The sequence below is a fragment of the Phycicoccus sp. 3266 genome (assembly GCF_031456495.1).
In the GTDB taxonomy this organism is placed as follows: domain Bacteria; phylum Actinomycetota; class Actinomycetes; order Actinomycetales; family Dermatophilaceae; genus Pedococcus.
This window is the reverse complement of sequence record NZ_JAVDUW010000001.1, coordinates 494,537-513,612: the sequence shown is the minus strand read 5'-3', so window position 1 is coordinate 513,612 and position 19,076 is coordinate 494,537. Positions and strand designations below refer to the sequence as shown.

General features: G+C 72.0%; 14 protein-coding genes. 8 read left to right on the top strand and 6 right to left on the bottom strand.

From position 1 onward, the window contains the following. The first annotated feature begins 1 nt into the window (after position 1). From J2X64_RS02590 to J2X64_RS02575, 4 genes are all read left to right on the top strand, one after another. Positions 2-880, top strand: a complete 879-nt coding sequence (locus tag J2X64_RS02590) for an ATP-binding cassette domain-containing protein (RefSeq protein WP_310149167.1) — start codon at positions 2-4, stop codon at positions 878-880. Next, a complete protein-coding gene (locus tag J2X64_RS02585) occupies positions 873-1,571 on the top strand; it encodes an ATP-binding cassette domain-containing protein (RefSeq protein ID WP_310149164.1) in 699 nt (232 codons plus the stop codon). The genes J2X64_RS02590 and J2X64_RS02585 overlap by 8 nt, the downstream gene beginning before the upstream one ends. Positions 1,572-1,594: 23 nt before the next feature. Beyond that, the gene (locus tag J2X64_RS02580) at positions 1,595-2,110 is read left to right on the top strand and encodes a MarR family transcriptional regulator (RefSeq protein WP_310149161.1); all 516 of its coding nucleotides are present in this window, start codon (positions 1,595-1,597) and stop codon (positions 2,108-2,110) included. 183 nt (positions 2,111-2,293) lie between these two features. Then, complete coding sequence (locus J2X64_RS02575) at positions 2,294-4,051, top strand: methylmalonyl-CoA mutase family protein (protein WP_310149159.1); 1,758 nt, start codon at positions 2,294-2,296, stop codon at positions 4,049-4,051. 37 nt (positions 4,052-4,088) lie between these two features. On the opposite strand, the gene J2X64_RS02570 is transcribed toward J2X64_RS02575, so the two are convergent. Beyond that, on the bottom strand, positions 4,089-4,736 hold the full coding sequence (locus tag J2X64_RS02570) for a TetR/AcrR family transcriptional regulator (protein WP_310149156.1): 648 nt from the start codon (positions 4,734-4,736) through the stop codon (positions 4,089-4,091). A 139-nt stretch (positions 4,737-4,875) separates the two neighbouring features. Here J2X64_RS02570 and J2X64_RS02565 point away from each other — a divergent pair, with 139 nt between their 5' ends. From J2X64_RS02565 to J2X64_RS02550, 4 genes are all read left to right on the top strand, one after another. After that, positions 4,876-5,646 (top strand): hypothetical protein, encoded by a 771-nt coding sequence (locus J2X64_RS02565; protein ID WP_310149154.1) that lies wholly within the window; start codon positions 4,876-4,878, stop codon positions 5,644-5,646. Further along, positions 5,643-6,626, top strand: coding sequence for a hypothetical protein (locus J2X64_RS02560; protein ID WP_310149152.1), 984 nt, complete (start codon positions 5,643-5,645; stop codon positions 6,624-6,626). Before J2X64_RS02565 ends, J2X64_RS02560 begins: the two co-directional genes overlap by 4 nt. An 81-nt stretch (positions 6,627-6,707) precedes the next feature. Then, a complete protein-coding gene (locus tag J2X64_RS02555) occupies positions 6,708-7,679 on the top strand; it encodes a tetratricopeptide repeat protein (protein WP_310149150.1) in 972 nt (323 codons plus the stop codon). Positions 7,680-7,806: 127 nt separating this feature from the next. After that, entirely contained in the window at positions 7,807-9,117 is a 1,311-nt protein-coding gene (locus tag J2X64_RS02550) for a hypothetical protein (RefSeq protein ID WP_310149148.1), read from the top strand. Between the two features lie 511 nt (positions 9,118-9,628). Here J2X64_RS02550 and pgm read toward each other — a convergent pair. The 5 genes from pgm to J2X64_RS02525 are packed head-to-tail and all read right to left on the bottom strand — an operon-like array spanning position 9,629 to position 19,034. Beyond that, positions 9,629-11,272, bottom strand: coding sequence for a phosphoglucomutase (alpha-D-glucose-1,6-bisphosphate-dependent) (gene pgm / locus J2X64_RS02545; protein WP_310149145.1), 1,644 nt, complete (start codon positions 11,270-11,272; stop codon positions 9,629-9,631). Beyond that, positions 11,269-13,788, bottom strand: a complete 2,520-nt coding sequence (gene glgB / locus J2X64_RS02540; protein WP_310149144.1) for a 1,4-alpha-glucan branching protein GlgB — start codon at positions 13,786-13,788, stop codon at positions 11,269-11,271. Before glgB ends, pgm begins: the two co-directional genes overlap by 4 nt. Next, a complete protein-coding gene (locus J2X64_RS02535; RefSeq protein WP_310149141.1) occupies positions 13,785-15,224 on the bottom strand; it encodes a maltokinase N-terminal cap-like domain-containing protein in 1,440 nt (479 codons plus the stop codon). Before J2X64_RS02535 ends, glgB begins: the two co-directional genes overlap by 4 nt. Further along, on the bottom strand, positions 15,217-16,929 hold the full coding sequence (gene treS / locus J2X64_RS02530) for a maltose alpha-D-glucosyltransferase (protein ID WP_310149137.1): 1,713 nt from the start codon (positions 16,927-16,929) through the stop codon (positions 15,217-15,219). Before treS ends, J2X64_RS02535 begins: the two co-directional genes overlap by 8 nt. Further along, positions 16,929-19,034, bottom strand: coding sequence for an alpha-1,4-glucan--maltose-1-phosphate maltosyltransferase (locus J2X64_RS02525; RefSeq protein ID WP_397444006.1), 2,106 nt, complete (start codon positions 19,032-19,034; stop codon positions 16,929-16,931). Before J2X64_RS02525 ends, treS begins: the two co-directional genes overlap by 1 nt. Between the last annotated feature and the right edge of the window lie 42 nt (positions 19,035-19,076).

Sequence of the window (19,076 nt, the reverse complement as noted above, 5' to 3'; positions counted from 1 at the left end):
GATGGCGACCGACCGGAGCGCGGAGACCTCGGCCCGGCGCGGGCTGCAGGTCTCGACGCGCGGGCTGGTGCACATCTACCGCGCCGAGGGGCACGACGTCGCGGCGCTGTCCGGCGTGGACCTCGTCGTCCACCCCGGCGAGGTCGTCGGGCTCCTGGGCCCGTCGGGTGCGGGCAAGTCGACGCTGCTGACCCTGTTCGGCGGCCTCATGCGTCCCAGTGCGGGTCGCGTGCTCGTCGGCGAGCACGAGCTGTCGACCATGACGGAGGCCGAGCTCGACGCGTTCCGGGCCGCCGAGGTGGGCCTGGTCCTCCAGGGCGCCGCGCGCAACCTGCTGCCGTACCTCACCGCTCGCCAGAACGTCGAGTTCGCCCAGCGCTCGGCGCTCAAGGCGGGGCGCGACGTACCGGCCGTGGGCGAGGTGCTCGAGCTCGTCGGGCTCGACCGCGAGGCCACGGCGCCGCTGCCGTCGCTGCCGCCGGGCCAGCTCCAGCTCGCCGCGCTCGCGGTGGCACTCGCCAGCCGGCCCGGGCTGCTGCTCGGTGACGAGCCCACGAGCCAGCTGCACCACACCTCGCGCGACGTCGTCCTCGACGCCCTGCACCGCGTCAACCGCGAGTGGGGCACGACCATCGTCGTCGTCACCCACGACCCCGAGGTCGCCGCGCGGCTGCCGCGCACCGTGACCATCCGCGACGGCCGGGTGGGCGGCGAGGGCCGGGCCGGCGAGGAGTACGCCGTGGTCGCGGCAGACGGCTCGCTGCCCCTGCCGCCGGCGGCGGTGGCTGCGTTCCCTCCGGGCGCGCTAGTTCGGGTGCATCGCGCCGAGGACGGCACCTGGGTGCTGGTGCCCGAGGGTGGAGGTGGCCGGCATGGGTGAGTCGCTGCACGCCGTGGACCTCGACGAGCGCGTCGAGGTCCCGCCGCTCGAGGTGTCGGGGGTGACCGTCCGCTACGGGTCCACCGTGGCCGTCGACTCGGCGAGCTTCGAGGCGTACTCGGGCGAGTTCCTCGCGGTGACCGGCCACTCCGGCGCCGGGAAGTCCTCGCTGCTGTGGGCCATCGCCGGGGCCGTCCAGGCCGAGGGCGACGTGCGGCTGGGGGAGGACGTGGTCGGCGACCGCGCGGGTGCGGCCGCGCTCGGCGTCGAGGTCATCCCGCAGGGGAGCGCCCTGGCCCTGCTCCTGACGGCGCACGAGAACGTCGCGCTGCCGCTGCTCGCCAAGGGGGTCCCGGCGGACGAGGCGCGCCGTCGGGCGCAGGAGGCGCTCACCGCGGTGGGCCTCGAGGAGTCCGGCAGCCACCTCGCCGAGGAGCTGAGCGGCGGCCAGCAGCAGCGGGTGGCGGTCGCGCGAGGGCTCGCCCTCCGGGGGCGGGTGGTCCTCGCCGACGAGCCCACGAGCGAGCTCGACCACGACAACCGCGAGCGGGTCCTGCGGCTGCTGCGGGCCGAGGCGGAGCGCGGCGCCATCGTGGTCATGGCGACCAACGACCCGGAGGCCGCCGAGGAGGCGGACGGCGAGCTGCGACTCGACGACGGACGGTGTGAGACGGTCCGCCTGCCGCGCTGACCATCGCACTACCCTTGCGAACCGTGCCCAAGCCGATCCGCCTGCCGTTCGACCCGATCACCCGGGCGGCGCAGCTGTGGACACGTCGCTGGGGACGGTCGTCCCAGCCCGTCGCGATGGCGAGCGCCACGTCGATCATGCGCGTGCAGCAGCTGCTCATCACCGACTACGACGCGATCTGCGCCCGGCACGGGCTCAGCTTCGCGCGGTACGAGGCGCTGGTGCTCCTCGCGTTCAGCCGGGACGGGCGTCTGGGGATGAGCAAGATCGGCCAGCGGCTCATGGTCCACCCGACGAGCGCGACGAACATCGTCCAGCGGCTGCACGCCCAGGGATTCGTCGAGCGGGTGCCCAACCCCGACGACGGGCGCGGCACGCTCGCGGTGATCACGCCGGCCGGGCGGGACGCCATGGAGGCGGCCACGGCCGACCTCGTCGGCATGCGGTTCGGCCTCGGCATGCTCAGCGCCGCCGAGCACGAGCAGCTCTTCGAGCTCCTGCGCAAGGTCCGCGTCGGCGCCCACGACTTCGACGCCTGACCCAGCCCCCCGGCATACGCCTCGCACAACGGCAGTTGCGGACGTGAAACGGGACCGACGAAGTCCCGTTTCGTGCACGCAACTGCCGTTTCGCGGGGGCCCCAGCCGCACGCGGACGCCGCCTGAAGGGCCGGCGGGAGGCCGTGTTGGTGGTTACTAGGACGTCCTAGTAAATTGCGGGGTATGACGCAGACCACTCCCGAGCAGTCCGGGGCCGCCCGCTGGCAGGCCCGCTACGACGCCGCGCAGGCCAAGGGCCAGGTGCGTGACGCCGACTTCACGACGCTGTCCGGGATGCAGGTCGACCCGGTGTACGGCCCGGCCGACGGCTCCGAGGTGCCCGAGTCGATCGGGTGGCCGGGGGAGTTCCCGTTCACGCGCGGCCTGTACCCGACGGGCTACCGCGGCCGCACGTGGACGATCCGGCAGTTCGCCGGGTTCGGCAACGCGGTGCAGACCAACGAGCGCTACAAGATGATCCTCGAGCGCGGGGGTGGCGGCCTGTCCGTCGCGTTCGACATGCCCACCCTGATGGGCCGCGACTCCGACGACCCGATGAGCCTCGGCGAGGTCGGCCACTGCGGCGTGGCGATCGACTCGGCCAAGGACATGGAGGTGCTGTTCCACGAGCTGCCGCTCGAGGACATCACCACGTCGATGACCATCAGCGGGCCGGCCGTGCCCGTCTTCTGCATGTACCTCGTCGCGGCAGAGCGCCAGGGCGTCGACCTCGGCGTCCTCAACGGCACCCTGCAAACCGACATCTTCAAGGAGTACATCGCCCAGAAGGAGTGGCTCTTCGCGCCGGAGCCGCACCTGCGCCTGATCGGCGACCTCATGGAGTACTGCGCGGAGAACATCCCCGCGTACAAGCCGCTGTCGGTCTCCGGGTACCACATCCGCGAGGCCGGCTCGACGGCCGCGCAGGAGCTCGCGTTCACCCTCGCCGACGGCTTCGGCTACGTCGAGCTCGGCCTGTCCCGCGGCCTCGACATCGAGACCTTCGCGCCCGGCCTGTCGTTCTTCTTCGACAGCCACGTCGACTTCTTCGAGGAGGTCGCCAAGTTCCGCGCCGCCCGCCGCATCTGGGCCCGGTGGATGCGCGACGTCTACGGCGCCACAACCGACAAGGCCCAGTGGCTGCGGTTCCACACCCAGACCGCCGGCGTCTCGCTCACCGCCCAGCAGCCGTACAACAACGTCGTCCGCACCGCCGTCGAGGCGCTCGCGGCGGTCCTCGGCGGCACCAACAGCCTGCACACCAACGCCCTCGACGAGACCCTCGCCCTGCCGACCGAGCAGGCGGCGGAGATCGCCCTGCGCACGCAGCAGGTGATCATGGACGAGACCGGCGTGACCAACGTCGCCGACCCGCTCGGCGGCAGCTGGTACGTCGAGGCGCTCACCGACCGGATCGAGGCCGAGGCCGAGAAGATCTTCGACCGCATCCTCAGCCTCGGCGGCAGCGACCTGACCTCCAAGGACACCGAGCAGCTCGCGGCAGTCATGCGCGAGAACGCCGGGCAGGCCGACGTGGGCCGGTGGCCGATGACCAAGGGCATCCTGCGCGGCATCGAGGAGGGCTGGTTCATGAGCGAGATCGCCGAGGCCGCCTTCCAGTACCAGGTCGCGCTCGAGAAGGGCGACAAGAAGGTCGTCGGCGTCAACACCCACACCGGCAGCGTCAGCCACGAGCTCGAGATCCTGCGCGTCAGCCACGAGGTCGAGCGCGAGCAGGTCGCCATCCTCGCCGACCGCAGGGCCGGGCGCGACGAGGCCGCCGTCACCGCCGCCGTCGCCCGCATGGTCGAGGTCAGCCGCACCACCGGGAACATGGTCCCCGCCATGCTCGACGCCGTGCGGGCCGAGGCCACCCTCGGCGAGATCTGCGACGCGCTGCGCGACGAGTGGGGCGTCTACCGGGAGCCCGCCCGCTTCTGACCCACGAGGCCGCCGTGGCGGCGGTATGCCGTGTGCCTCAGTCGGCCGCGGCTGCCGCCGCCTGCTTCTGGGCGCGGTGGAGCCGGGCCCAGGCGACGTCGGCGAGCAGCTCGATGAGGGCGTCGACGAACGCGGCGTCGGGCTCGCCGGTGACCAGGGCCCGGTGCATGACCGAGCCGACGACGATGTCGGCGAGCAGGTCGACGTCGACCATCTCGGGGCGGATCTCCCCACGGCGGATGGCCCGCTCCACCGACGTCGCGACGAGCGCGTGCAGCCGGGTGGAGAGCGACTCGCGCACCTTCACGCCCACCCCGTCGGGGTCGCGGGCCGACTCCGCCAGCAGCGCGGCATACGCCCCGCCCGTGGACGGGTCGCGCAGGAGGGTGGCGGCCTCCTCGATGCCGGCACGCATGTCGGCGGCGAGCGAGCCGTGGTCCCCGACCTCGATCTCGTCGAACTGGACGGCGACGGCGTGCACGGCGAGCTCGACCTTCGACGGCCAGCGTCGGTAGAGGGTGCTCTTGGCCACACCGGCCTTGGCGGCGACGTGCTCCATCGACATCCGGGACACGCCCTTGGCGGCCAGGACCTCGCGGGCGGCAGCGGTGATGGCCTGCTCCGTCGCCTCCTCGCGGGGCCGCCCGGGGCGCCTGGCCCTGCCGTGTCGCGTTCGTGCGGTCATCCCGGCGATCATGCCACTGATGTCCCGATTTCAGGGGCCGAGGATTTGTCCTCGTCGGGGGCGTTGGGTCATGGTGGAGGGAATGCCGGCTGTGGGGACGCCTCCCACGCCGGCCGTCTCACGTAAAGGAATTCGAACTGTGTCGATCCTGGCCAAACGCGTGCTCCTGGCCGCGCTGACAGGCATCGGGCTGGTCCTGCTCGTCGTGGGCGCGTGGTTCACGTCACACCTCGGCACCTCGGGGAGCGCGACGTTCCGCGCCACGCCCGGCACCGGCGTCGTGGTCCTGGAGCCGAGCGTGCTCAACCGCGTCGACGACCCGGTGGACGTGACCGCGACGACGAAGGACGGCGGCCAGGTCTGGATCGGACGGACCTCGCCGTCCGACGCCAAGGCCGTCGTCGGTGGCTCTGCGCACACCAGCATCACCGGCTCCCGGGTGAGCACCTGGAAGCTCGCCGGCACCACCTCCGGCACCGGTGCCCCCGCCGCCGACCTCGCCGGCGCCGACGTCTGGCGCCAGACCGTGACCGGCAAGGGACGCGCGCACGTCGAGGTCGACCAGGGCGACGCGCCCGAGGCGCTCGTCGTGGCGGCCCCCGGCGGCACGGTCACGTCGGTCACGCTGACGATCAGCCGGGGCACGTGGTTCGCCCAGAGCCTGCTGACGGCGCTGGTGGGGCTCATCCTCGCCGCGGTCGGTGCCGTGGGCCTGGTCGGCACGTGGCGGCGCTCCTCCGGCGGCCCCGCCGAGGGCGCCGACGACACGAACGGCACCCCGGCGGTCGCCACGCACGACGAGCAGGGCGACGCGCGCGACGAGCAGGGCGACGCGCGCGACGAGCAGGAGACAGACGTCCCGGCGTCCTCGAGGGACGCCACCGACCCCGCCCCGGAGGTGAAGGCATGACCCCCACCCCCAAGGTCCTGGTCGGCGCGGCCCTCGCGCTGGCCCTCGCCGGGTGCGGCGCCGCCGAGGCCGTCGTCGGCCTCCACGACGCGCCCGCGCAGGTGACCACCACGGCCCCCATCGCGCCCGACACCGCGGAGCAGATCGCGACCCGCGTCCTCGACCAGGCCGACGAGGCCTCGCGCGCCACCGGCGACAAGGCCGACGCCCTGCGCAAGCAGGCGCTCACCGGCAGCGCGCTCGCGGTCGCCGAGGCCGCGGCCAAGAGCGAGGACGGCACCTCGGCCGCCGACGCGCCCCTGACCCGCAGCACGCCGCCCAAGGTGCTGGCCGTCTCGCGGGGCACCGCGTGGCCGCGCGTCATGGTCGTGCAGACGGCGGGCAAGGACGGCGCCACCGAGCTCAACCTGCTCACCTCGCCCGACCCGGCGACCCCGTTCAAGCTGGCCGCGTCGGCCCGGATGCACCCCGGTGCGACCGTCGCGGCGCTGGACTCGCTGCGCAGCGGCTCGCCCCTGGTCACCGACGGCGCCGACCTGTCCGTGCCCCCGGACAAGCTCGTCCAGGAGTATGCCGGTGCGCTGGCGTACCCCAAGGCCTCCCCGGCGCCGGACGTGGAGACGGGCGACCCCTTCGCGCTCGCCGTGCGGGCCAACGCGGCGGCCCAGGCCAAGTCGTTCGGCAAGCTCGCGACGCTGACGCAGAAGCACGTGCCGCAGCCCGGCACGACCGCCATCCGGCTCAAGGACGGTGGCGCGCTGGTGTTCGCACTGATGCAGCGCACCGACGCCATCACGCTGAGCAAGGGCGGCAAGTCGCTGACGGCGAGTGCCGACTTCCAGAAGCTGGTGCGCAAGAAGACGCTGACCCGCAGTGCGCAGCTGCAGACCTACGAGATGGTCGTCTTCACCGTGCCCGCGCAGGGCAAGGCGAAGATGGTCGCCGTCGACGAGGTGCTGTCCTCGGCCAAGGGCTCCTGAGCAGGACCCTCGTCGTGTGGCGGCCCGGCGCGACCCGGGGCGGCTGGGCGGTCCCGGCGCCGGTGGGGAAGAATCAGCGGCATGACTGATCAGCCGAACCCCGGTGGTGTGCGAGGAGCGGTGGACCTGTCGGGTCTGCAGAGCGCAGCGGCCCCTGCCGGAGCCACCGCGACCCCGTCCACCGGCTCGTCGGCAGGTGGCCACGCGGCCGCCGCGCCGGGCGTGCCGGGCCGCAGCGGGGTCGTCGTCGAGGGCACGGACGCGAACTTCCAGGAGATCGCGAACGCCTCGGTCAGCGTCCCGCTGCTGCTCGTCCTCTGGGCGGCCCGCCTGCCCGAGTCCCGCGCCTACCTCGACACGGTCGTCTCGGTGGCCGGCTCGTACGAGGGCCGGTTCCAGGTCGTCTCGATCGACGTCGAGGCGAACCCCACGCTGCTGCGCGCGTTCCAGGTGCAGAGCGTCCCGGTGACCATGGGGATGGTCCAGGGCCAGCCGGTCCCGATGTTCGCCGGCGTGCAGGCCGAGGCCACGCTGCGCCAGGTGCTCGACGAGTTCCTCGGCCTGGCCGTCCAGCACGGTGTCGCCGGCCGGGTCGACGTGTCCGCCGCCGGCAGCGCCGAGGAGGGGGAGGAGCCGCCCCTGCCCCCGCTGCACCAGGAGGCGTACGACGCCATCGAGCGCGGCGACCTCGAGGCTGCCGCCGCGGCATACACCTCGGCCCTCAAGCAGGACCCCGCCGACGCCGACGCCCAGCTGGGCCTCGCGCAGGTCGGGCTCATGCAGCGCACCCAAGGCGCCGACCTGCAGTCCGCCCGCGCGGCCGCGGCGGAGCACCCGCAGGACGTCGCCGCCCAGACGCTGGTCGCCGACCTCGACGTCCTCGGCGGCCACGTCGAGGACGCCTTCCTGCGCCTCATCGACCTCGTCCGCGCCACGAGCGGCGACGAGCGCGAGGCCGCGCGCGCCCACCTGCTCGAGCTGTTCGCCGTCGTGGGGTCCCACGACGAGCGCGTGCGCAAGGCGCGCACGGCGCTGATGTCCGCCCTGTTCTGACGTCCGCCCTGTTCTGACGTCAGCCCTGTTCTGAGGTCGGCAGCGCCCGCGGCGGCCCTCAGCCCCACTGGGCCGGGGGCCGCCGTCTCCACTTTCGGCATCGGCGAGCAGCCGCAAGTATGGGCGCATGTCCTCCTCACGGAACCACCTGATCGGACTCCTGCTCGGTGCCGAGGGCGACTGGCCGGCGGCGTTCGAGTCCCTCGTCGAGCGGCTCGGGACGGTGACCGGGCCGGACGGCACCCAGCACCGGGTCACCACCGAGCGCGTGACCATCGAGCCGTTCAACCTGCGTGACAAACCACGGCACGACCTGGTCATCGACCGGCTGGCGCACTGGTACTACCACCCGCGCGAGTGGCTCAAGAAGGTCGCGCTCATGGACGACGTGTACCTGTTGAACAGCCCGTTCACGTTCCAGTCGATGGAGAAGCACTCGGCCTACTGCGCCCTGCTGCGGCTCGGGATGAACGTCCCCGAGACCGTCCTCGTGCCCTACAAGAACCCCATCGACAACGTGCGCTGGGCGTTCACGTCCTCGAAGTACAACAAGTCCTTCGACCTCGACGAGATCGCCGAGGAGCTCGGCTACCCGATGTTCATGAAACCGTTCGACGGCGGGGCGTGGCGCGGCGTCTCGATGATCAAGGACCGCGACGACCTCCACTCCGCGTACAACGACTCCGGCGAGATGCTCATGCACCTGCAGAAGGCGGTCGACGGGTTCGAGGTCTTCGCGCGGGCGCTCACGATCGGGCCGGAGACGATGGTCATGAAGTTCCGTCCCGACGAGCCCATGCACGAGCGGTATGCCGTGGAGCACGGCTTCCTCTCGGAGGCGGTGGGCAGCGAGGCGATCACCATCGCCCAGACGGTGAACTCCTTCTTCCGCTGGGAGTTCAACTCGTGCGAGATGCTCGTCAAGGACGGCGTGGTCTACCCGATCGACTACGCCAACGCGTGTCCCGACGTGGCCGTGACGTCGCTGCACTACTACTTCCCGTGGGCGATGAAGGCGCTGCTCAAGTGGTCGGTGTTCTGCGTGGCGACCGACCGACGGGCGCGCACGCAGGTCGACACCGACCCGTGGTTCGCGGTGGCCGACGACCCGGACCTCGACTACCAGGGCAAGCTCGCCGCATACCAGCGGCTGGCCGACCAGCACTTCGAGACCGAGCGCTACCGCGAGTTCTGCGACGCCGCCCTCGGCCACGTCGACGAGCTGGTGCTGGAGTGGGTGGACTCGGACGCGTTCCGGTCCCTGCTGACGAGCACGATCCAGCAGACGTACCCGCCGCACGAGTGGGAGCGGTTCGAGGGCCACTTCGGCGGCCTCACCCGGCTGTGGGTCGACGACGAGCGCTCGCGGCTGGGCTCGGGCGCCTCCCGCACCGACGAGGCGGTGGTGGGCGGCCCGGCGCCGGCCGTCTCCGCCTGAGACCCCCCACGCGCGCGACTGCGGCCGCCAACCGAACGCACGACGGCCCGGACACCGTGTGGTGTCCGGGCCGTCGTCGCGCGCTGTGCTGGCGGGAGCCGTGGCTCAGCAGGCGCTGCACTCCTGCGGCACCTGGTGGCGGCGCGCCTCCGGCGTCATCAGACGGGGGCGGCGCAGTCCTCGCAGCTGGTCGAGCGTCGCGAGGTTGGGGCCATGGTCACCGGAGCGAGGGAAGGAGGTACGGGTCGGTCGGGGGCTCTGGCGCGTCGTCATGTCCCATACAACGGAGCAACCCTCCGTTTAATTCCGGAGGATCCCTCCGAATCCCGCCGGGTTCGCGATCCACCTCACCCAGTCGTTGCCACCACGTGGTCACGGCGGCCTCCCGGAGGCCATCTGGTGACGACCTGCCGGCAACAAGTGGGGTGGGGGTGGGAGCGTGCGGAGGGGCGGGCGCGGAGCGCGCACGGGCAGGCGCCGAACGGGAGGGTTGCCCGCTGAGTGAGGCGCCTCAGCCGCCGAGGGCGGCGCCGACCACCTCGCGCGCCTCGGCCTGCACCTGCGCCAGGTGCTCGGGGCCGCGGAACGACTCCGCGTAGATCTTGTAGACGTCCTCGGTGCCGGACGGCCGGGCCGCGAACCAGGCGCTCTCCGTGGTGACCTTGAGGCCGCCGATCGCTGCCCCGTTGCCGGGCGCCTCGGTCAGCTTGGCCGTGATCGGCTCGCCCGCGAGGCTGTCCGCGGCGACGTCGCCGGGGGAGAGGGCGGCCAGCTTCGCCTTCTGCTCGCGGTTCGCCGGGGCGTCGATGCGTGCGTATGCCGGGTCGCCGTGCCGCGCGACCAGGTCGCGGTAGTGCTCGCTGGGGGTCTTCCCGGTGGCGGCGAGGATCTCGGAGGCCAGCAGCGCGAGCAGGATGCCGTCCTTGTCGGTCGTCCACGCCCGGCCGTCGCGGCGCAGGAACGAGGCCCCTGCCGACTCCTCGCCGCCGAAGCCGAAGCTGCCGTCGATGAGCCCCGGCACGAACCACTTGAACCCGACGGGCACCTCGACGAGCCGGCCGCCCAAGTCGGCAGCCACCCGGTCGATCATCGAGCTGGAGACCAGCGTCTTGCCGATGGCGGCGCCGTCGGGCCAGTCGGCGCGCGCACCGCCGAAGAGGTACTGGATCGCCACGGCGAGGAAGTGGTTCGGGTTCATCAGCCCGGCGTCCGGCGTGACGATCCCGTGCCGGTCGGCGTCGGCGTCGTTGCCGGTCGCGAGGTCGTACTCGTCCTTGCGCGCGATGAGCGAGGCCATCGCCGAGGGGGAGGAGCAGTCCATCCGGATCTTGCCGTCCCAGTCCAGCGTCATGAAGCGCCACGTCGGGTCGACGAGCGGGTTCACCACGGTCAGGTCCAGGCCGTGCCGGTCCGCGATCTCCCCCCAGTACGCCACGGACGCCCCGCCCAGCGGGTCGGCCCCGATGCGGATGCCCGCCTCGCGGATCCTCGCCACGTCGAGGACGCTCGGCAGGTCGTCGACGTAGGTGCCCAGGAAGTCGTACGCCCCTGCCGCAGCACGCGCGCGGGTGAAGGGCACGCGCTTGACCTCGCCGAGGCCGCCGGCGATCAGCTCGTTCGCCCGCGCGGCGATGACCTTGGTGGCGTCGGAGTCGGCCGGCCCGCCGTGCGGCGGGTTGTACTTGAAACCGCCGTCGGTCGGGGGGTTGTGCGACGGCGTGACGACGATGCCGTCGGCGAGCCCGCTGCCGGTCGTCCGCCCGTCGTTGGCGCGGATGATCGCGTGCGAGACCGCCGGCGTGGGCGTGTAGCCGTCGCGGTCGTCGACGAGCACGGTGACGTCGTTGGCGACGAGCACCTCCAGGGCGGAGGCCCAGGCGGGCTCGGACAGGCCGTGGGTGTCACGTCCCATGAAGAGCGGTCCGTCGTAGCCCTGGGCCGCCCGGTAGTCACAGATGGCCTGCGTCGTGGCCAGGATGTGCGCCTCGTTGAACGCCGTCCTCAGGCTCGAGCCGCGGTGCCCCGACGTCCCGAACGCCACCTGCTGGTCGACGTCCTGCGGGTCCGGCTGCAGCGTGTAGTACGCCGTGACCAGGTGCGGGACGTCGACGAGGTCGGACGGCTGGGCCGGCTGACCGGCGCGCGGGTCGCTCACGGCGCGGCCACCTCCTCGTCCTCCTCGATGGGCGCCAGGTAGACGGCGGACAGCTTCGCCACCGTCACCTCCACGGAGTACGGCTGGCCGTCCGCCGGGACGTCCTGCGCCTCCAGCTCGACGCCGGCCTGGCTGGCCGTGCCGAACTCGTCGAACCCGCTCGTGTCGAGCACCACCCGCCAGCGGCCCGCCCGGGGCACGCCCAGGCGCAGCGGGTCACGGGAGATGCCGCCGAAGTTCACGGCCACCGCCAGCACGTCGCCCTGCCGGTCGGGCGTGCCGAAACGCAGGTAGGAGTAGGTGTTCCCGGCGTTGTCGTTGGCGTTGAGCCACTCGAAGCCGGCCGAGTCCGAGTCCAGCGCCCACAGGGCCCGGCTGTCCTTGTAGACCCGGTTGAGCTCCTTGACCAGGTTGTGCACCCGGTAGTGGGCCGCGTGGTCGAGCAGCCACCAGTCGAGCTCGCGGCCGTCCGCCCACTCGGCCTCCTGGGCGAACTCGCTGCCCATGAAGATGAGCTGCTTGCCCGGGTGGCTCCAGATGTACGCGAGGTACGCGCGCACCGTCGCCAGCTGGTCGTACCGGCTGCCCGGAACCTTGCGGAGCAGCGAGCCCTTGCCGTGCACGACCTCGTCGTGGCTGATCGGCAGCAGGTAGTTCTCGCTGTACGCGTACATGAGCGAGAAGGTCAGCAGGTTGTGGTGGTACTGCCGGTGGACCGGGTCCTCCTTGAGGTAGCGCAAGGAGTCGTTCATCCAGCCCATGTTCCACTTCAGCCCGAAGCCCAGGCCGCCCGCGTCGGTCGGCTTCGTGACGCCCGGCCAGGACGTGGACTCCTCGGCGATCGTGACGATGCCGGGGACGCGCTTGTATGCCGTGGCGTTGGCCTCCTGGAGCAGGCCCACCGCCTCGAGGTTCTCCCGGCCGCCGTGCACGTTGGGGATCCACTCGCCGTCGCGGCGCGCGTAGTCGAGGTAGAGCATCGATGCGACACCGTCGACGCGCAGGCCGTCGACGTGGAACTCCTCGAGCCAGTACACGGCATTCGCCACGAGGAAGTTGCGCACCTGCTGGCGGCCGAAGTCGAAGATGTAGGAGCCCCACTCGGGGTGCCAGCCCTTGCGCGGGTCCGGGTGCTCGTACAGCGGCAGCCCGTCGAACTGGGCCAGCGCCCACGGGTCGGTCGCGAAGTGGCCCGGCACCCAGTCCAGGATGACGCCGATGCCGGCCCTGTGCAGCCGGTCGACGAGGTACCGGAAGTCGTCCGGCGTCCCGAACCGCGCGCTCGGCGCGTAGTAGCTGGTGACGTGGTAGCCCCACGACGGCGGGTACGGGTGCTCCATCACCGGCATGAACTCGACGTGGGTGAAGCCGAGGTCGCGGGTGTAGTTGACGAGGTGCTCGGCGAGGTCGCGGTAGGACTGCCCCTTGCGCCAGGAGCCCAGGTGCACCTCGTAGACGCTCATCGGCCCGGTGTGCGGGTCGTTCTCGGTCCGGTGGCGCAGCCAGTCCTCGTCCTGCCAGTCGTAGCGCGAGTGCTCGACCCGCGACGCGCGTCCCGGCGGCAGCTCGGTCGAGCGCGCCATCGGGTCGGCCTTCTCCCGGACGCGGCCGTCGGCCCCGCGGACCATGAACTTGTAGAGGGCGCCGTCGCCGACCCCGGGGACGAAGAGCTCCCACACGCCGGACTCGCCGAGCAGGCGCATCGGGTGGCTGCGGGTGTCCCAGCCGTTGAAGTCGCCGACGACGTGCACGGCCTGGGCGCGCGGGGCCCACACGGCGAACGACGTCCCGACCACGGAGCCCATCGGGCCGCCGTACTCGCGCACGTGGGCGCCGAGCACGGTCCAGAGCTGCTCGTGCCGCCCCTCGCCGATGAGGTAGCGGTCGAGGTCGCCCAGCGTCGGTGCGAACCGGTACGGGTCGTCCTGGACGTGCTCGATGCCGTCGCCGTAGGCGACGAGCAGGCGGTAGTCCTGCGTCTGCGTGGCGCCGGGGCGCAGTCCGCGCCACACGCCGTCGGACTCGTGCTCCATCGCCACGTGCTCGCCGTCGGCGAAGCGCACGACCACGGAGGCCGCGAACGGCCGGAAGGCGCGCACCACGAGGCCCTCGGGCTCGAGGTGGTGACCGAGCAGGTCGTGCGGCTGCTGGTGCCGCCCGTCGATGAAGGCGCGGATGGCCTCCTCCGGCGTGGCCGGCACGGGGACCGGCTCCGGCTCGCGGCTCACTGGGGGCTCGGTCACCTGGCCCGGCTGGGCCCCCGGACTCGCCGGGGGCTCGGTCACCTGACCCGCGGTGGGTTCACGGCTGACGGGCGGCGCGGTCACCCGGCCCGACCCAGGGGCAGCCGGGTCCGGGTGGGTCCCTGGAGCGGCCGGCGCCTGCGACGTGTCCACGGGGTGCGCGTCAGGCGTGGCCTGCGTCCCGTCGACGGGGGCTGCGGTGGGCGTGCTGTCGCCCTGGGGGTCCTTCGGGTCCTTCGGGTCCTTCTTGTTCTTGCCGAACTTGGGGCTCATGCCAGGTCCCTTCGTGCGTCGTCGAGCAGTCGGGCCACTGCGGCGGTCGGGATGGTCAGCCACGGTGGGCGGTTTCGTGCCTCGTACACCACCTCGTAGAGGGCTTTGTCGAGCTGGAACGCGATGAGCAGCGCGGGGTTGTCGCGGGGGTCGGTCCCGGCCGCCGCGGCATACCCGTCGAGGAAGGCGGCCTGGGTGGCGGCGGCCCACTCGCGCGCGCTCCTGCCGGGGTGGGACTGCTCCCACGACCCGGCCGCGTAGTCGAACGAGCGGAGCATGCCGGCCACGTCGCGGACCGCGAGGTCGGGGCGGCTGCGCTCGGCCAGCGGCCGCAGCGGCTCACCCTCGAAGTCGAGCAGCACCCACCCGCGACCGGCCACCTGCAGCACCTGGCCGAGGTGGTAGTCGCCGTGGATCCGCTGGAGCCGGGGCCAGGGCGCGTTGACGGCCCGGTCGAAGACCGACGCGATCCGGTGCTCGAAGGCGGCGAGGGCCGGCACCTCCGACGCCGCGGCGATGTAGCGCCCGCGCATGCCTGCCACCACCTCGGCGATGGCGGCCTCGGTCACGGGCTCGGTCGGCAGCACCCGCGCCAGCAGGTCGTGCACCTCCGCGGTCGCCGCACCGAGCTCGCGGGCCGGTGCGGTGAAGTCCTCGCCCGCGCCGATCGCACGCAGCGCCACCCGCCACGCGTCCTCGGTGCCGGGGAAGAACTCCTGGGCGAAGGCGAGGTGGCCGGCGGCGGACGGACCGCCCTCGACGGGCGACGGCCAGCGGGCGGACACGGCGCCGACCATGCCGGGCACCCGCGTCGAGCCGCCCTCGGACAGTGCGCCCTGGACGGTGACGTCGGGGTTCTCCCCGTCGTGGAGCATCCGGAAGACCTTGCAGATCAACGGTTTCGGGGCCCCGTCCGCGTCCACGCAGTCGAACACGATCGAGGTGTTGGACTGCTCGCCGGACAGCACCCGGGACCCGCGCAGGGTCACCTCCTGGGTCCACGACCGGTGGCGCTCGCCGACCACGTCGGGCTCGACGGTGTCGGACTGTGAACCGGCCTGCGGCACGGCCCGGCCCAGCGCCAGCTCGAGGAGCTGCGCGGCGTACACCGGGTCGTGCGGTCCGTCGTAGACCCACCGGCGGCCGAGGACGGTGTGCTCGGTCGTGCCGACCAGGGCCGACTGCCCGCCCTCCAGCGGTGCGGCCCGGTAGGTGAGGGGCACCTGGTAGAGCACGGGCGCGGGGCCGGCCTCGTCGACGACGAGGATGGTCTCGATGCCCACCTGCCCCGCGGGGTCGTCGAGGCGCCACGACCAGAGCTTGCGCAGGCGCGGGGTGCTGCCCTTGGCGGCATACCAGCGCTGCCGGCCCATCCAGCCCTCGAGCAGCTCCAGCTTGGTCGGCGACAGCGAGGCCGTCGTGTGGATCTCAGCCACGGGCAGCCGCCGGAGCCAGTCGGAGCCAGAAGAAGTCGCGCGAGCCCAGGGTCAGGGTGATGGTCCCGTCGTCGGAGACCTTGGGGAAGCCGAGGCCGCCGAACAGGTCCGTCGTCTGCGCCCCCTTGAACTCCTCCGGCACCTTGATCGTCGTGGCCTGCGGCCGGCTCGTCAGGTTGTTGACGCAGAGCACCGCCTCGGAGTCCTGCGCGTCGCCCTCACCGGCCCACTCGACCCGCAGGTAGGACAGCACGCCCTCGTTGTCGCTGGGACAGACCTCGAAGTCACCGCGCCCGAACACCGGGTGGTGCCGGCGGATCTCGAGCATCGCCTTGACCCAGTGCAGCAGCGAGGAGCTGTGCGCCATCTGGGCTTCCACGTTGACGTTGTTGTAGTGGTAGACGAGCGAGGAGATGACCGGCAGGTAGAGCTTGCCGGGGTCGGTCGTGGAGAACCCGGCGTTGCGGTCGGGCGTCCACTGCATCGGCGTGCGGACCGAGTCGCGGTCGTTGAGCCAGATGTTGTCGCCCATGCCGATCTCGTCGCCGTAGTACAGGCACGGCGAGCCCGGCAGCGAGAGCAGCAGCGCGTGGATCAGCTCGATCTCGGCCCGGCTGTTGTCGAGCAGGGGAGCCAGGCGTCGCCGGATGCCGACGTTGGCGCGCATGCGCGGGTCGGGGGCGTACCAGCCGTACATCGCGGCCCGCTGCTCCGGTGTCACCATCTCGAGCGTCAGCTCGTCGTGGTTGCGCAGGAACGTGCCCCACTGCCCGCCCTTGGGGATCGGTGGGGTGTCGGCGAGGACGTCGATGATCGGCGCCGCCTTCTCCTCGCGCAGCGAGTAGTAGAGCATCGGCATGACCGGGAAGTGGAAGCACATCTGGCACTCGGGTGAGTCCTCGGTGCCGAAGTAGTCCACGACGTCGGCCGGCGGCTGGTTCGCCTCCGCGAGCAGGATCCGGCCCGGGTACTCCTCGTCGACCATCCGCCGCAGCTTGGCGAGGAACTCGTGGGTCTTCGGGTGGTTCTCGCCGTTGTGGCCCTCCTCCTCGTAGAGGTAGGGGACCGCGTCGAGCCGGAAGCCGTCGATGCCCATGTCCATCCAGAACCGCACGACGTCGAACATCGCCTCGTGGACGGCGGGGTTCTCGAAGTTGAGGTCCGGCTGGTGGGAGAAGAACCGGTGCCAGAAGAACTGTCGCCGCACGGGGTCGAAGGTCCAGTTCGACACCTCGGTGTCGATGAAGATGATGCGCGCGTCGGCATACTTCTCGTCGGTGTCGGACCACACGTAGAAGTCGCCGAACGGCCCCTCCGGGTCCGAGCGCGACGCCTGGAACCACGGGTGCTGGTCGCTGGTGTGGTTCATGACGAAGTCGGTGATGATCCGGATACCGCGGGCATGGGCCTGCGACACCAGCTCCTGGAAGTCCGGCAGTGTGCCGAACTCGGGCAGGACCGCGGTGTAGTCGGCGATGTCGTACCCGCCGTCGCGCAGCGGCGAGGCGTAGAACGGCGGCAGCCACAGGCAGTCGACGCCGAGCCACTGCAGGTAGTCGAGCCGGTTGATGAGCCCGGTGAAGTCACCCGCCCCCGACCCGTTGGAGTCGCCGAAGCCGCGGACGAGCACCTCGTAGAACACGGCCGTCTTGAACCACTCGGGGTCGTGCTTGAGGCCGGGCTGGTTGAGGTTGAGACCCTGCATCAGAACCTCCTGATCTCGACGACGTGCACGGGCTCGGTCTCCGGACCCAGTCTCACGTAGACGTTCTCCTGCCACTGCCAGGACTGGTCGGTGACCAGGTCGTGCGCGGCGACCGTGTCGTGCCAGCCGAACCCGAGGGCCGGCATGTCGAGGTGGACCATCGACTCGCGGGTGCTGTGCGGGTCGAGGTTGGCGACGACCACGACGACGTCCTCGGTGCCGTCGGGCAGCACGCGGCGCTTGGAGAACGCCATGATGTTCTCGTCGTCCACGTGGTGGAAGGTGATGTTCCGCAGCCAGTGCAGCGAGGGGTGCGCGCGGCGGATCTCGTTGAGCCGCGCGAGGTAGCCGGCCAGCGACTGCCCCTCCTTGGGACCGCCGGGCTCGTAGTCCTCCCAGTGGCGGTTCTTGTACTGGTACTTCTCGTTGTCGATCTGCTCCTCGGCGCCCGGGCGCGCCACGTGCTCGATGAGCTCGTAGCCGGCATAGATGCCGTAGGTCGGCACCAGCGTCGCGGCCAGGGCCGCCCGCAGCTTCCACGCGGCGGGGCCGCCGAACTGCATGTACGGCGTGAGGATGTCGTGGGTGGTCGGCCAGAACGACGGGCGCATGTATGCCGCCGCGTCGCCGGCCAGCTCGCGGACGTACTCCTCGAGCTCCCACTTCTGGTTGCGCCACGCGTAGTACGTGTACGACTGCTGGAACCCGACCTTGCCGAGGGTGTGCATCATCGCCGGCTTGGTGAACGCCTCGGCGAGCCAGATGACCTCCGGGTGCTCGCGGGCGACGTCCTCGATCAGCCACTGCCAGAACTCGACCGGCTTGGTGTGCGGGTTGTCGACGCGGAAGATCTTGACCCCGTGGTCGATCCACACCTGGATGACCCGGCGCACCTCGGCATACGAGCCAGCGGGGTCGTTGTCGAAGTTGAGCGGGTAGATGTCCTGGTACTTCTTCGGCGGGTTCTCGGCGTACGCGATGGTGCCGTCCGCGCGCGTCGTGAACCACTCGGGGTGGCTGGTGACGTACGGGTGGTCGGGGGAGCACTGCAGCGCGATGTCGAGCGCCACCTCGAGCCCGAGCTCCTCGGCGCGCGCGACGAAGGCGTCGAAGTCCTCGAAGGTGCCGAGGTCGGGGTGGATGGCGTCGTGGCCGCCGTCGGGCGAGCCGATGGCATAGGGGCTGCCCGGGTCGTCGGGGCCTGCGTCGAGGGTGTTGTTCGGGCCCTTGCGGGCCGTCGTGCCGATCGGGTGGATCGGGGTGAGGTAGACGACGTCGAAGCCCATCTCGGCGATGGCGGGGAGGCGCTTCGCGGCGGTCCGCAACGTGCCGGACGTCCACTTCCCGGTCTCCGGGTCCTGCACCGCTCCCTCCGAGCGCGGGAAGATCTCGTACCACGCGCCGTAGAGCGCGCGCTCGCGCTCGACGAGCAGCGGCAGGTCGGCGGACGGGCTCACGTAGTCGCGCAGCGGGCGGTCGTGCAGCTCGGTCCGCACGGCGGGGTCGGTGCCGACCTGGAGGCGGGCCTGCGGCGGTCGCCGGGTGTCGCGCAGGGCGGTCACGGCGTCCTCGAGCAGGGTGCGTGCGGCGGCGGGGCGCTCGACCTCGGCCAGGGCGCGCTCCAGCACGCGGGCACCCTCCTCGAGCATGAGCTCGGAGTCGATGTCCGCGGCGACCTTGATCGAGGCGTCGTGGTCCCACGTGGCGTAGGGGTCCGACCAGCCCTCGACCCGGTAGCTCCAGAGCCCGAGCTCGGCGGGGGCGACGACGGCCTCCCACGCGTTGAGCCCCGGGTTGACCAGGGTCATCGGCACGAGCGTCTCGGCCCCGGTGGGGGAGGTGAGCACGACCGAGGCGTTGACCGCGTCGTGGCCCTCGCGGAACACCGTGGCGGAGACCGTGAGCTCCTCACCGACGACGCTGGCCGCCGGTCGCGCGCCGTGGTCCACGCACGGGCGGACGTCCTGGACCGGGATGCGGCCGACGGGTCGCTGGGGAGGGGTGGAACGCGGCGGTTTCGACGCTCCCGTCCGGGTCGTCCCCCGGGCGTCCGCGGACGGCGCGGCGGGGGTGGGTGGTGTGGTTGCTCGGGGGGTCGCAGTCACGCGCCCGACGCTACTCGGTTAGCCCGCTGGGCACATGTTCGC

Bases quoted from the DNA above. Each gene is read 5' to 3' on its own strand.
- J2X64_RS02555 (WP_310149150.1), top strand. From the start codon at position 6,708: ATGACTGATCAGCCGAACCCCGGTGGTGTGCGAGGAGCGGTGGACCTG.
- J2X64_RS02560 (WP_310149152.1), top strand. From the start codon at position 5,643: ATGACCCCCACCCCCAAGGTCCTGGTCGGCGCGGCCCTCGCGCTGGCC.
- J2X64_RS02570 (WP_310149156.1), bottom strand. From the start codon at position 4,736: ATGACCGCACGAACGCGACACGGCAGGGCCAGGCGCCCCGGGCGGCCC.
- J2X64_RS02590 (WP_310149167.1), top strand. From the start codon at position 2: ATGGCGACCGACCGGAGCGCGGAGACCTCGGCCCGGCGCGGGCTGCAG.
- J2X64_RS02585 (WP_310149164.1), top strand. From the start codon at position 873: ATGGGTGAGTCGCTGCACGCCGTGGACCTCGACGAGCGCGTCGAGGTC.
- J2X64_RS02550 (WP_310149148.1), top strand. From the start codon at position 7,807: ATGTCCTCCTCACGGAACCACCTGATCGGACTCCTGCTCGGTGCCGAG.
- treS (WP_310149137.1), bottom strand. From the start codon at position 16,929: ATGCAGGGTCTCAACCTCAACCAGCCCGGCCTCAAGCACGACCCCGAG.
- J2X64_RS02575 (WP_310149159.1), top strand. From the start codon at position 2,294: ATGACGCAGACCACTCCCGAGCAGTCCGGGGCCGCCCGCTGGCAGGCC.
- glgB (WP_310149144.1), bottom strand. From the start codon at position 13,788: ATGAGCCCCAAGTTCGGCAAGAACAAGAAGGACCCGAAGGACCCGAAG.